This is a genomic window from Pseudomonas sp. GL-R-26, from assembly GCF_019947365.1.
Taxonomy (GTDB): domain Bacteria; phylum Pseudomonadota; class Gammaproteobacteria; order Pseudomonadales; family Pseudomonadaceae; genus Aquipseudomonas.
Map to the genome: position 1 here is coordinate 84,076 of NZ_JAGYGI010000007.1, position 12,803 is coordinate 96,878.

The following is a 12,803-nucleotide window of genomic DNA, read 5'->3' on the forward strand; positions in this document are numbered from 1 at the left end:
ATGCCAGAAACCCTGCCTGCGGAGGTCGCTGAGGCGACACCCGCACATTTGCGTCGACGATCCCGCGGAGTCTTTGCGGGACGTGGCGGTGTATGGGTGATCGGTTTGTCGGTGCTGGTTTCATTACTGGCACTGCTACCGATCGCTTACGTTATTGGCGTGTCCCTGCAGACAGGCTGGTCAACCGTTGTGGCCCTGGTGTTCCGCCCTCGTGTCGGTGAACTGCTGGTCAACACCGTGTTGCTGGTGCTGCTGACGATTCCCTTGTGCGTCGCACTGGGGGTGACGCTGGCGTGGCTCACGGAACGCACGAATCTGCCGGGGCGGCGCTGGTGGTCGTTGCTGGCCACCGCGCCGCTGGCGGTGCCTGCGTTCGTTCACAGCTACGCCTGGGTCAGCCTGGTGCCACCGATTCACGGCTTGTTTGCCGGTGTCCTGGTCTCGGTCATCGCCTACTTCCCCTTCCTGTATTTGCCGGTGGCGGCCACTTTGCGTCGGCTCGATCCGGCCATCGAAGACGTCGCCGAATCCATGGGGCTCAAGCCCTGGAAAGTGTTTTTCCGTGTGGTATTGCCGCAATTGCGCCTGGCGATCTGCGGCGGCGCCTTGCTGGTCGGCCTGCACCTGCTGGCCGAATATGGCCTGTACGCGATGATCCGCTTTGACACCTTTACCACCGCGATCTTCGATCAGTTCAAATCGACCTTCAACGGTGCGGCTGCACACATGCTGGCCAGTGTGCTGGCGCTGTGTTGCCTCGCAATGCTGACGGCCGAATCCGCCGCACGGGGCTCCGCGCGTTACGCTCGGGTCGGTTCCGGAAGCGCCCGGGAGCAACGGGTCGTGTACCTGAAACCGGTATCCACCCTGTTCTCGCTGACGCTGCAAATCGTGACCTGCGCCCTGGCCCTGGGCGTACCCTTGATCACTCTGGGTAAATGGCTCATTGCCGGCGGTGTGGAAGTCTGGGACATGGCCGAATTGTTGCCCGCGCTGGAGCAAACCCTGTTGCTCGGCATCGCGGGCGCGGCGCTGACCACCTGCGCGGCGATCCCGATTGCCTGGCTGTCGATCCGTTACCCGGGCCGAATGCAACGGGTACTGGAAAGCTGCAACTACATCACCAGTTCCTTGCCGGGCATTATCGTGGCGCTGGCACTGGTGACCGTCACGATCCATTTTGCCCGGCCGATCTACCAGACCACCTTCACCGTCCTGCTGGCGTACCTGTTGATGTTCCTGCCCCGCGCCCTGGTGAGCCTGCGCGCAGGCATTGCCCAGGCCCCGGTGGAACTGGAAAACATTGCCCGCAGCCTTGGCCGCTCGCCGGCCCGGGCACTGTGGCTGATCACCTTGCGCCTGGCCGCACCGGGGGCAGCCGCCGGCGCGGCGCTGGTGTTCCTGGCGATCACCAACGAATTGACCGCCACCCTGCTGCTGGCCCCGAATGGTACGCGCACCCTGGCGACCGGATTCTGGGCCATGACCAGCGAAATCGATTACGCGGCCGCTGCGCCATACGCCGTATTGATGGTTGTGCTGTCGCTGCCGTTGACCGGACTTCTTTATCACCAATCGAAAAAAACGGCTGGCCGATGAACACTCTTGAATTGAATGCCCTCTACAAGTCCTATGGCGCCCATTGCGCCCTGGACAACGTCAGCCTGTCGGTGCCGAGCGGCAGTCGCACGGTCATTGTCGGCCCGTCCGGCTCGGGTAAAACCACGTTGCTGCGGATGATCGCCGGCTTCGAATTCCCCGATGCCGGACGTCTTTCGCTCAATGGTCAGACCCTGGTCGACGGTACCCACGAAGTGCCGGCCCATCAACGCCTGATCGGCTACGTGCCGCAGGACGGCGCACTGTTCCCGCACATGACCGTGGCGGCGAACATCGGCTTCGGCCTGGCGACCAAGGGCACTGAAAAACAGCAGCGCGTCGCCGAACTGATGGACAGCGTGGCCCTGGACGCGAAGATGGCCGGGCGCTGGCCCCATGAATTGTCCGGCGGCCAGCAACAGCGCGTGGCCCTGGCCCGGGCGTTGGCGCAACAGCCACGACTGATGCTGCTGGACGAACCTTTTTCGGCGCTCGATACCGGATTGCGTGCGGCGATGCGCAAGATGGTTGCGCGACTGCTGGAAGACGCGGGCGTCACCACCATCCTGGTCACCCATGACCAGAGTGAAGCCCTGTCGTTCGCCGACCAGCTGGCGGTGATGCGTCATGGCCGACTGGTACAGTCGGGGCACCCGCTGGACCTTTACCGTTATCCAGAAGACGAACAGACTGCGCTGTTCCTGGGGGATGCCGTGGTCATGCCCGCACGCATCGAGGCCGGTTGGGCCCATTGCGACCTGGGGCGGATCCCGGTCAACAACCACCGCAACAACCGCTCGGCGCAGATCATGCTGCGACCCGAACAGCTGCAACTGGCAAGCGTCCACCCCAGCGACCCGGAAGCCAGCGGTTGCCGGGCCCTGGTCACCGATCGGGATTTCAGCGGCAACACCTGCACGCTGACGGTGGAGCTCCAGCCGTTGGCCCATAGCGAGCAACCGGGTCGATCCATGCTGGTGCGCAGTTCAGGCATGTATGCGCCACCGGCCGGTAGCTCGGTTCAAGTCTCGACCATCGGCCATGCCCATGTACTGAGCGAAATGTGATCGTTCACAGGTCGAATCGATCCACTGCCCGACGCCGCTCGTTGTCATCGCGTACATCGTAATTGGCCGTGGTCTGGATGTTGCTGTGGTGCGCCAGCTTCTGCGCAATCGACAAGTCATGCTCTTCGATTACCCGGGTGATAAATGAACGCCGGAAGTCGTGGGGCATGATTTTCACCCCGACCTGCGCGCCCCGTTGCCGGGCGATGTAGTAAATCGCGTGTTTGGTGATGCGCTCACGGGTGATATGGCTGCCGCGGCGGATGCGGTTGAACAGGAACGTGTCGTCCGACTCCCCTTCCTTGAGCAGCGAGCGGCGCAGCTCAAGCCAGGCTTCAAGCTTGGCGAAGGCCCAGGCCGGGGCATACTTGATCAACTGCTTGTTGCCCTTGGCCGTCACCCGCAGGCTGCGCTCGGTGAAATCGACCTGGTTCAGCTCCAGGTTCACCGATTCGGACTTGCGCATTCCCGAACCGTACAAAATCCCGATGATCGCCGCATCCCGCAGACCTTGCGGCCGTGGATCGGCGGCGCAGACCGCCATCAGCTCCTGGATCAGCGTGCGCCTGAGATTGCGCCCCTGGGACAGCCGTGTACCGGCCATGCCCTTCACCGAACGCATCTTCAACAGGTGATCCTGAGAGATCAGGCTCATGCGCCACGCTTCGTTCATCACCCCGCGCACCGCGTTGACATAGAGCGAAGACGTGTTCGGCGCATAGCCGTCCGAACGCAAGGTGGCCACCAGCGCAATGACGTCCTCGGGCTGCAGGTTGTGCCAGGGGATTTCCTCGATATCGTGGTCTTCGAAGCCCAGGCGGTCGGCGGCATCCTGCAGCACATAACGCATGGTCAGTTGGCTGGATGGCGCCAGTCGCGCCAGATACAGGGTCAGCGGATTGGTGAGGGGTGAGCGTGAGTCAGTAACAGGTAAGTCAATCAAACGAAACGGCCTTGAATGTAAACAGTTCAATGAAACAACTAAGAAGTGAAATAACCATCAAATAAATGACAATACTTCTGTAGGACTTTTCCTAAAAAACGCGATAACCGGAAGAAGTCTGAACAGCGGCTTAATAGCCTTCAGATAAAACGATTCCCCAACCGTTTTTTCATGTTCCTTTCACAAAATCGGGCATAACCTTCTATAAACTCGGCGCTGCCCATACGGATGCCCAACCTGCCGGCCATCGCGAAAAAAGTCAACTGACGCAGTTTTTTGCTTCCATCCAGTAACTAGTTGATTTGATGCAGATTCTGATTTAGCGTCTATGATGATTTTTGGATCCCTTTTAGCCTCAAAGGCTATTTACGTTTTCAGCCCCTGAGGTGCCCATGAGTCAGGCGTTTCTCCCTTTCTCCCGTCCCAGTATCGGCGACGAAGAAATCGCAGCCGTAGAGCAAGTATTGCGCTCCGGATGGATCACTACCGGGCCGAAGAACCAGGCACTGGAAGAACACTTCGCCAACTACGTCGGTTGTCGACATGCCGTGGCACTTTCCTCGGCCACCGGCGGGATGCATATCACCCTGCTGGCCTTGGGTGTCGGTCCCGGCGATGAAGTCATTACCCCGTCGCAGACCTGGGTTTCCACTGCCAACATGATCACCCTGCTGGGTGCCACACCGGTGTTCGTCGACGTCGACCGCGACACGCTGATGACCGACGTGGCCTCTATCGAAGCCGCGATCACGCCGCGCACCAAAGCCATCATCCCGGTGCATTACGCCGGTGCGGCATTCGACCTCGATCCGCTCTACGCCCTGGCCGACAAACACGGCATTGCCGTGATCGAAGACGCCGCCCATGCCGCTGGCACGCTCTACAAAGGTCGCCATGTCGGTTCCAAAGGCACGGCGATCTTCTCGTTCCACGCGATCAAGAACATGACCTGCGCCGAAGGCGCCATGTTCGTCAGTGACGATGAAGCCCTGGCCTCGCGAGTACGCATGCTCAAGTTTCACGGGCTCGGGGTTGATGCCTACGATCGCCTGACCCACGGCCGCAAGCCCCAGGCCCAAGTGATCGAGCCAGGCTTCAAGTACAACCTGGCCGACATCAACGCGGCCATCGCGCTGGTGCAACTGGAACGCCTGGACGAGATCAACGCCAAGCGCACTCAACTGGCACAGACCTACTTGCAGCGCCTGGAAGGCTTGCCAGTGCAGCCGCTGGCCGTCCCCGCTTACTCGCAAAAGCACGCCTGGCACCTGTTCATCCTGCGTATCGATGCCGAGCGCTGCGGGCTGGATCGCGAAGCGTTCATGAAAGCCCTCCAGGAACAGAATGTCGGCACAGGTATTCACTTCATTGCAACGCACCTGCACACTTACTACCGCCAGCGTTACCCCAACCTGTACCTGCCCAACACCGAATGGAATTCGGCGCGGCTGTGTTCGATCCCGTTGTTCCCCGACATGACCACCGATGATGTCGAGCGTGTCGTCGGCGCCATTGAAAACTGCATGGACAGAAGCCTTTGAGACCTTACCCAATCAACTTCGTGTCGATCGTCATTCCGGTCTACAACGAACAGGAAAGCCTGCCCGAGTTGCTTCGCCGCACCGAAGCAGCGTGTCAGCAACTGACCCATCCCTACGAGATCGTTCTGGTCGACGACGGCAGCCGAGATGACTCCGCACAGATTCTGGAAGATGCCGCCTCCCGCGAAGGCAGCCCTGTGGTGGCGGTCATCCTCAACCGCAACTACGGCCAGCACGCAGCGATCATGGCCGGTTTCGAGCAGTGCAAGGGCGATGTCGTCATCACCCTCGATGCCGACCTGCAAAACCCGCCCGAAGAAATCCCGCGGCTGGTAGCGCAGGCCGAACTTGGCTATGACGTCGTCGCGACCGTGCGCAACAACCGCCAGGACTCGGCCTTGCGCCGCTGGCCATCGAAGCTGATCAACCTCGCCGTGCAACGTTCCACCGGTGTGGCCATGAGCGACTACGGCTGCATGCTGCGGGCCTACCGTCGCACCATTGTCGACGCCATGCTTGCCTGCCGTGAACGCAGCACCTTCATTCCGATCCTGGCCAACAGCTTTGCCCGCCACACCACGGAAATCCTCGTGACCCACGCCGAGCGTGAACACGGCGATTCCAAGTACAGCCCCATGCGCCTGATCAACCTGATGTTCGACCTGGTCACCTGCATGACCACCACGCCCCTGCGACTGCTGAGCATCGTCGGCGTCGGCATGGCGGCCCTGGGCATGCTGTTCGCCATAGCCTTGGTCCTGCTGCGCCTGGTGTTCGGCGCCGGCTGGGCCGGTGGCGGCACCTTCGTACTGTTCGCCGTGCTGTTCGTCTTTACCGGCGGGCAATTCATCGGCATGGGCCTGCTGGGTGAATACCTGGGCCGCATGTACAGCGACGTGCGCGCACGCCCGCGCTTCTTCATTGAAAAGGTGCTGCGTAGCCAGCCCGCCTCCCCAACTTCCGCTGTTACTGTCGACGGCCTAACTTCCACTTCTTCAGATCAGGTTCCTTCATGAGTGCAAAAGCTGTTGTCTTCGCCTATCACGATATTGGCTGCGCCGGCATCGAATCCCTGCTTTCCTCCGGTTTCGAGATCGCTGCGGTGTTCACCCACGCCGACGATCCGAAGGAGAACGCGTTCTACGGCTCCGTCGCGCAACTGTGCGCCCGCCACGGTATTGCCGTGCATGCACCGGAAGATGCCAACCATCCGCTGTGGATCGAGCGTATCGCCAAGCTCGACCCCGACTACATTTTCTCCTTCTACTACCGCAACCTGCTGAGCGAACCACTACTGGCCACGGCGCGTAAAGGCGCGTTCAACCTGCACGGCTCCCTGCTGCCACGCTACCGTGGTCGCGCACCGGCCAACTGGGTGCTGGTCAACGGCGAAACCGAAACCGGTGTGACCCTGCACCGCATGGTCAAGCGTGCCGACGCGGGTGCCATCGTCGCCCAGCAGAAAGTCGCGATCGAGCGTAACGACACGGCGCTGAGCCTGCACGGTAAATTGCGCACAGCGGCCTCTGACCTGCTGCGCGACACTTTGCCGGCGCTGCTGCAAGGCAAAGCCAGTGAAACACCGCAAGACGAATCCAAAGCCACGGTGTTCGGCCGTCGCACCCCGGCCGACGGCAAACTGGTCTGGGCCAAGCCGGCCGAAGAACTGTTCAACCTGGTCCGCGCGGTTACCCAGCCGTACCCGGGCGCCTTCTGCGCGGTGGGTGAGCACAAGCTGATTGTCTGGAGCGCCGAAATCGCCAAGGGCAACGAAGGCCTGGCGCCAGGCCGCGTCATCAGCGTCGACCCGCTGCGCATCGCCTGCGGTCAAGACTCGCTGATCATCAACGCCGGCCAGCGCAACGACAACGGTCTGTACCTGAGCGGCCCGCAACTGGCCAACGAACTCGGCCTGGTGGATGGTTCCGTGCTGCGCGGCGCCGAATCCGGTCGTGCCCCGCGTCGCACCCGCGTACTGATCCTCGGTGTCAACGGCTTCATCGGCAACCACTTGTCCGAGCGCCTGCTGCGCGACGACCGCTACGAAGTCTACGGCCTGGATATCGGTTCGGACGCCATCGAGCGCCTGCGCAGCCACCCGAATTTCCACTTTGTCGAAGGTGACATCAGCATCCACTCCGAGTGGATCGAGTACCACATCAAGAAGTGCGACGTGGTGCTGCCGCTGGTGGCCATCGCCACGCCAATCGAATACACCCGTAACCCGCTGCGTGTATTCGAACTGGACTTCGAAGAGAACCTGAAACTGGTTCGCTACTGCGTCAAGTACAACAAGCGCGTGATCTTCCCTTCGACCTCGGAAGTCTATGGCATGTGCCAGGACAATAATTTCGACGAAGACAACTCCAACCTGGTGGTCGGCCCGATCAACAAGCAGCGCTGGATCTACTCGGTTTCCAAGCAATTGCTGGACCGTGTGATCTGGGCTTACGGCCAGAAGGGTCTGAACTTCACCCTGTTCCGTCCATTCAACTGGATGGGCCCGCGCCTGGACCGTCTGGATTCGGCCCGTATCGGCAGCTCCCGTGCGATTACCCAGCTGATCCTGAACCTGGTGGAAGGTACGCCGATTCGCCTGTTCGACGGTGGCGAGCAAAAACGCTGCTTCACCGACATCGCCGACGGTGTGGAAGCACTGGCGCGAATCATCGACAACGACAACGATGTCTGCAACGGCCAGATCATCAACATCGGCAACCCGGAAAACGAGGCCAGCATCCGTCAGTTGGGCGAAGAGCTGCTGCGTCAGTTCGAAGCTCACCCGCTGCGCGCCAACTTCCCTCCGTTCGCCGGTTTCCGCGACATCGAGAGCAAGGCCTTCTACGGCACCGGCTACCAGGACGTGTCGCACCGCAAGCCAAGCATCGCCAACGCCAAGCGCCTGCTGGACTGGACGCCAACCGTTGAGATGAGCGAAACCATCGGCAACACCCTGGACTTCTTCCTGCGCGAGGCCATGCTCGAAATCGCGGACAAGCGCTGATGCAGGCGGGACTGCGGATCGATGTCGACACCTACCGGGGCACCCGTGAAGGGGTGCCCCGGCTGCTGGAAATCCTTGATGAGGCACAGGTCAAGGCGACGTTCTTCTTCAGTGTCGGGCCGGACAACATGGGGCGCCATTTGTGGCGCCTCATCCGTCCGCAGTTTCTCTGGAAAATGCTCCGTTCCAACGCAGCCGGCCTGTATGGCTGGGACATCCTGCTGGCCGGCACCGCATGGCCCGGAAAACCGATCGGCCGCGACCTGGGGCATTTGATGCGCCAGGCCCGGGATGCCGGGCATGAGGTGGGTTTGCACGCCTGGGATCACCATGGCTGGCAGGCCAATGCCGGGCGTTGGAGCGATGCACAACTGGTCGAACAGATACGCCGTGGCGTGGACACCCTCAGCGACATTCTCGGGGAAAAGATCACCTGCTCGGCGTCCGCCGGCTGGCGTGCCGACGAGCGTGTGATCGAAGCCAAGCAAGGGTTCGGCTTTCGCTACAACAGCGATTGTCGTGGCCAGAGCCTGTTCCAGCCGCAATTGGCCGATGGTCGCCTGGGCGCACCGCAAATCCCGGTGGACCTGCCGACCTTCGACGAAGTGGTCGGGCCGACCGTTGCAGCCAAGGATTTCAACACGTTCATCCTGGACCGGTTCACCCCGGAAAAACTCAATGTCTACACGATCCATGCCGAGGTGGAAGGGATTCTGATGGCCAACGATTTCCGTCAACTGCTGAGCGACGCACATCAGCGGGATATCCGTTTTAAACCCTTGGGCGACTTGTTGCCCCAGACCCCTGACAGCTTGCCGATCGGTCGCGTGGTACGCGGTGCGCTCGAAGGTCGCGAAGGCTGGCTGGGAGTGCAAGGCGCATGAGCAAACGCTGGGCTTTGCCGTTATTGCTGGCCTTGATGGCGCTGGCGTACCTGCTGCCGCTGGGCAGTCATGGCTTATGGATTCCCGACGAAACCCGCTACGCCCAGATCAGCCAGGGCATGCTCCTGAGCGGCAACTGGGTGTCGCCGCATTTCATGGACGTGCGCTATTTCGAAAAACCCGCGGCCGGCTACTGGATGATTGCCATCGGGCAGGCGCTGTTCGGCCAGAACCTCTTCGGAGTGCGCTTCGCCTCGGCACTGAGCACCGGTTTGAGCGTGCTGCTGTGCTACCTGGTCGCCCGCCGGATGTGGAACGAACCACGCAAAAGTTTCGCCTGCGCGCTGCTGTACATGAGCTTCACGGTCATTGCGGCTTCGGCGGGGTATGCCAACCTCGATCCGCAATTCACCTTCTGGGTCAGTCTGAGCCTGGTGGCGCTATGGTTCGCGCTCGACAGCACGAGCCGTGGGCAACGCCTGATCGCGTGGGCGGTGCTGGGTCTGGCTTGCGGCATGGGCTTCATGACCAAGGGCTTCCTGGCCTGGTTGCTGCCGGTGCTGATCGCCCTGCCCTGGATGATCTGGCAAAAACGCTGGCGTGAACTGCTGGTCTACGGCCCCGTAGCGGTGGTGGTCGCCATCGTCGTGAGCCTGCCGTGGGCACTGGCAGTGCACGCCCAGGAGCCCGACTATTGGCGGTTTTTCTTCTGGCACGAACACATTCGCCGTTTTGCCGGGGACGATGCCCAGCATGACGCACCATGGTGGTACTACCTGCCGTTGCTGGTGGCTTTCAGCATGCCGTGGGTTGCATTGTTGCCGCCCGCGCTCAAGCAAGCCTGGCAGACCCGACGCCAGTCCAATATCGCGTTCCTGCTGCTGTGGCTGTGGATGCCGTTGTTTTTCTTCAGCCTGAGCAAGGGCAAGTTGCCGGCCTACATCCTGCCGTGCCTGTTACCCCTGGCATTGTTGCTCGGCCATGCACTGGCTGACCGATTGAAGCTGGAGCAAGGTCGCGTCCCGGGCATCAACGGCCTGCTGAACCTGGTGGTGGGTGTAGTCATCCTGCTGGCCCTGGTTTATCTGCAACTGAAAAAGCCGATTTACGATCATGAACTGCACAACCTGGTGCTGGTGTTCATCGGCTTGATCGGCTGGATCATGGCCAACCTGCTGCAAGCCTTCCGCCCGTTGCAGTGCTGGGCCGCCCCGGCTTTTGGCAGTTTGTTGCTCGTCGGTTTGTTGCCTGCCGGACTGCCCAACTCCGTAGTCGCCAATAAGACGCCTGACCAATTCATCCTCGATCACGCCCAGGAGCTCGGCCAAAGTGCCAAGTTGTTGAGCAACGACCTGGGGGCCGCGTCGGCGTTGTCCTGGCGGGTGAAACGGCCGGAAGTGGCTTTTTTCAACACGATAGGCGAATTGAAATATGGCCTCGCCTATCCTGATTCGCTTAAGCAGCGCGTCAACACCGATCAGGTGCAACAGTGGATGCACGACGCCCGCCAGCAAGGCTCGGTCGGTGTGGTCATGCGGGTCAAGGGCGAAGAAGAGCTGCGCGAACTTGAACAGTTGCCCAAAGAGGGCAAGCGGTATGAACAAGGCAATCTGGTGATTTTGATTATCCCTCAGGCGACACCATGAGCCTGCTTTTGCTACTGGTGGCCTGTCTGCTGACCTGCCTGGGCCAGATCGCCCAGAAATATGCGGTAGAAAGCTGGCGCGGCCAACCTTCCGGGTGGACGGACAAACTGCGTTCGCCCTGGCTTTGGCTGGCCCTGGCTTCTCTAGGGCTGGGCCTGCTGGTGTGGTTGCTGGTGCTGCAACGCCTGGAAGTCGGGATTGCCTATCCGATGCTGAGCCTGAACTTCGTGCTGATCACTCTGGTGGCGCGTTTCGTGTTCCACGAAACCATCGACCGCCGCCACTGGTTGGGTGTGGCGTTGGTGATCGGCGGCGTGGCATTGCTGGGGCAACACGCATGAACCTGAGTCGCGGTATCACCTTCGCTCTGGGCAGCGTGTTACTGGTCAGCGCCGCCCAACTGGGCATGCGCTGGAGCATGAGTCACCTGCCACAACCCGAACAATGGCTCAGCGCTCACATCGACCTGACAGCGATTGCCGTGGTGCTCCTGGCCATCTTCGCCTACGCCCTGTCGATGCTCTGCTGGCTCGTCGCCCTGCGGGACCTGCCCCTGGGCCGCGCCTATTCGTTGCTGAGTATCAGCTACGCGCTGGTGTACCTGCTGGCCGCCAGCCTGCCGCTGTTCAACGAAACGTTCAGCCTTTCAAAAAGCCTTGGCGTGGCATTTGTCATCCTCGGCGTCATCACCATCAATTCTCGACCTGCTCGTGCGCCCGAATCAAGGAGTGCCCCATGAAAATCAGTGTGTTTGGTAGCGGTTATGTTGGCCTGGTGCAGGCAGCGGTATTGGCGGAAGTCGGCCACGATGTGGTCTGCATGGACGTAGACGAGAAAAAGGTCGAACTGCTCAAGCAGGGCCACGTGAGTATCTTCGAACCCGGGCTGGCCAGTCTGGTACGCGAAGGCCTGGATGCCAAGCGGCTGCAGTTCACCAGCGACGAAAAATTCGCCGTTCAGCATGGTGAGGTGCTGTTCATCGCAGTGGGTACGCCGTCCCGGGAAGATGGATCGGCAGATCTGCGTTACGTCATGTCGGTGGGCGAGGCCGTGGCACGCCATCGCGAAAAACCGGCCATCCTGGTGGAAAAATCCACCGTGCCAGTCGGTACCGGCGACGCCCTGCGCGCGCACATGGACAAATACCTGGCCGAGGCCGGACGCGCGTTGCAGTTCGACATCGTCTCCAACCCGGAATTCTTGAAAGAAGGCTCGGCCGTCTCCGATTGCCGTCGCCCGGACCGTATCGTCGTGGGCTGCGAGCGCGAAGAAGTGCGTGAGGTGATGCGTGACCTGTACTCGCCCTTCAACCGCAACCATGAACGCATCATGTTCATGGACCTGCGCAGCGCCGAGCTGACCAAGTACGCTGCCAACTGCATGCTGGCGACCAAGATCAGCTTCATCAACCAGATCGCCGAACTGGCCGAACACCTGGGTGCCGATATCGAGTCGGTACGCCTGGGCATCGGCGCCGACTCCCGCATCGGTTACCACTTCATCTACCCCGGTTGCGGCTACGGTGGCTCGTGCTTCCCCAAGGACATGCGCGCCCTGATCCACAGCGCCGAAGAGGCCCATTGCTCCAGTGACCTGCTGCAAGCGGTGGAAGCCATCAACGAGCGGCAGAAACACAAGCTGTTCGAGCGCATCAACGCGTTCTACAAGGGCGACTTGCGTGGCAGGACCTTTGCCTTGTGGGGCCTGGCGTTCAAGCCAAACACCGACGACATGCGCGATGCGCCGAGCCGGGTGTTGCTCGAATCCTTGTGGGCCGCCGGGGCGAATGTCCGCGCGTTCGATCCGGAAGCCATGCAGGAAACCCAGAAGCTGTATCCCGATGAATCGAAACTGATGCTCATGGGTACGCCCGAGTCGGTCTTGTCCGGTGCCGATGCACTGATCATCTGCACCGAATGGCAACAGTTCAAGGCGCCGGACTTCGAACTGATCCAGCAGCGGCTCAACGCCCCGGTAATCTTCGACGGCCGCAACCTGTACGACGCGGACCGCCTGGCACGCATCGGTTTCACCTACTTCCCGATCGGCCGTGGCGAATCGCGCAAATTGCCGATTCCTTACCAGCAATGGTCAACCGAAGCCGTGGTCGCCTGAACCC

Annotated in this window: 11 protein-coding genes; 10 read left to right on the forward strand and 1 reads right to left on the reverse strand. The window is 61.1% G+C overall.

Translation table 11 applies throughout. The features are described 5' to 3' along the window. Together KGA96_RS09645 and KGA96_RS09650 are read left to right on the forward strand one after the other, a co-directional pair. On the forward strand, positions 1-1,599 hold the full coding sequence (locus tag KGA96_RS09645) for an ABC transporter permease (protein WP_223466996.1): 1,599 nt from the start codon (positions 1-3) through the stop codon (positions 1,597-1,599). Further along, complete coding sequence (locus tag KGA96_RS09650) at positions 1,596-2,666, forward strand: ABC transporter ATP-binding protein (protein WP_223512586.1); 1,071 nt, start codon at positions 1,596-1,598, stop codon at positions 2,664-2,666. The genes KGA96_RS09645 and KGA96_RS09650 overlap by 4 nt, the downstream gene beginning before the upstream one ends. Positions 2,667-2,670: 4 nt before the next feature. Here the strand turns inward: KGA96_RS09650 and xerC are convergent, their stop codons facing one another. Next, positions 2,671-3,609, reverse strand: a complete 939-nt coding sequence (gene xerC / locus KGA96_RS09655; protein ID WP_046037086.1) for a tyrosine recombinase XerC — start codon at positions 3,607-3,609, stop codon at positions 2,671-2,673. Between the two features lie 392 nt (positions 3,610-4,001). Here xerC and arnB point away from each other — a divergent pair, with 392 nt between their 5' ends. From arnB to KGA96_RS09695, 8 genes are read left to right on the forward strand one after another with little or no spacing between them, the layout of a single operon-like run. Further along, the gene (arnB, locus tag KGA96_RS09660; protein ID WP_046037087.1) at positions 4,002-5,150 is read left to right on the forward strand and encodes a UDP-4-amino-4-deoxy-L-arabinose aminotransferase; all 1,149 of its coding nucleotides are present in this window, start codon (positions 4,002-4,004) and stop codon (positions 5,148-5,150) included. Continuing rightward, complete coding sequence (gene arnC / locus KGA96_RS09665; RefSeq protein ID WP_046037088.1) at positions 5,147-6,166, forward strand: undecaprenyl-phosphate 4-deoxy-4-formamido-L-arabinose transferase; 1,020 nt, start codon at positions 5,147-5,149, stop codon at positions 6,164-6,166. The genes arnB and arnC overlap by 4 nt, the downstream gene beginning before the upstream one ends. Then, a complete protein-coding gene (gene arnA / locus KGA96_RS09670; RefSeq protein ID WP_046037089.1) occupies positions 6,163-8,154 on the forward strand; it encodes a bifunctional UDP-4-amino-4-deoxy-L-arabinose formyltransferase/UDP-glucuronic acid oxidase ArnA in 1,992 nt (663 codons plus the stop codon). Before arnC ends, arnA begins: the two co-directional genes overlap by 4 nt. Then, entirely contained in the window at positions 8,154-9,038 is an 885-nt protein-coding gene (arnD, locus tag KGA96_RS09675) for a 4-deoxy-4-formamido-L-arabinose-phosphoundecaprenol deformylase (protein ID WP_223466995.1), read from the forward strand. Before arnA ends, arnD begins: the two co-directional genes overlap by 1 nt. Beyond that, positions 9,035-10,684 carry a lipid IV(A) 4-amino-4-deoxy-L-arabinosyltransferase gene (arnT, locus tag KGA96_RS09680; protein WP_046037091.1) on the forward strand — a complete coding sequence of 550 codons (1,650 nt, stop codon included), beginning with the start codon at positions 9,035-9,037 and terminating at the stop codon, positions 10,682-10,684. The genes arnD and arnT overlap by 4 nt, the downstream gene beginning before the upstream one ends. Further along, a complete protein-coding gene (gene arnE, locus KGA96_RS09685) occupies positions 10,681-11,025 on the forward strand; it encodes a 4-amino-4-deoxy-L-arabinose-phosphoundecaprenol flippase subunit ArnE (RefSeq protein WP_046037092.1) in 345 nt (114 codons plus the stop codon). The genes arnT and arnE overlap by 4 nt, the downstream gene beginning before the upstream one ends. Further along, on the forward strand, positions 11,022-11,423 hold the full coding sequence (arnF, locus tag KGA96_RS09690) for a 4-amino-4-deoxy-L-arabinose-phosphoundecaprenol flippase subunit ArnF (protein WP_046037093.1): 402 nt from the start codon (positions 11,022-11,024) through the stop codon (positions 11,421-11,423). Before arnE ends, arnF begins: the two co-directional genes overlap by 4 nt. Then, positions 11,420-12,799, forward strand: coding sequence for a UDP-glucose dehydrogenase family protein (locus tag KGA96_RS09695; protein ID WP_046037094.1), 1,380 nt, complete (start codon positions 11,420-11,422; stop codon positions 12,797-12,799). Before arnF ends, KGA96_RS09695 begins: the two co-directional genes overlap by 4 nt. Positions 12,800-12,803: the final 4 nt, after the last annotated feature.